General features: G+C 41.7%; 1 protein-coding gene and 1 pseudogene. Both read left to right on the top strand.

Translation table 11 applies throughout. From position 1 onward, the window contains the following. Nucleotides 1-124 precede the first annotated feature (124 nt). Nucleotides 125-382: pseudogene (locus tag ACFIMW_RS09480) on the top strand (TrbG/VirB9 family P-type conjugative transfer protein); the annotation flags it as partial. A gap of 27 nt (nt 383-409) precedes the next feature. Beyond that, a partial coding sequence (locus ACFIMW_RS09475; protein WP_375697398.1) for a TrbG/VirB9 family P-type conjugative transfer protein occupies nt 410-633 on the top strand: 224 nt, incomplete at its 3' end.

Below are 633 nucleotides of genomic sequence, written 5' to 3'. Positions count from 1 at the left end.
AACCACCTCACCAGCTGTTGAACGTAAAATTGCATCAGATCTTTAAATAAGCGGGAATTGAAGGGGACAAAACATGAGTGATAAATCAATCATCGAAGATCGAGACACTATTAGGGATAGCGGAACAACAGCATTGTCTTTTCCCGACAACCAAGAAATCCCTGCCATTTATATTGTAAACAATGACGGTACAGAATCACTAGTTCCCAAAACCACAAGAGGCAACAGGGTAACTGACCATGCCATTAGCGCACGCTTCACCCTAAGACAGGGAAAAAATATCCTATGCGTCTTTAACGAAGCCTATCAACCAAAAGGTATTAATCCAGAAACCGAAACCACCTCACCAGCTGTTGAACGTAAAATTGCATCAGATCTTTAAATAAGCGGGAATTGAAGGGGACAAAACATGAGTGATAAATCAATCATCGAAGATCGAGACACTATTAGGGATAGCGGAACAACAGCATTGTCTTTTCCCGACAACCAAGAAATCCCTGCCATTTATATTGTAAACAATGACGGTACAGAATCACTAGTTCCCAAAACCACAAGAGGCAACAGGGTAACTGACCATGCCATTAGCGCACGCTTCACCCTAAGACAGGGAAAAAATATCCTATGCGTCTTTAA

Source organism: Bartonella sp. AC329YNZD, assembly GCF_042196685.1.
Classification (GTDB): Bacteria; Pseudomonadota; Alphaproteobacteria; order Rhizobiales; family Rhizobiaceae; genus Bartonella.
The sequence above is the reverse complement of the archived record's forward strand: the minus strand, read 5'-3'. Positions and strand labels throughout refer to the sequence as shown.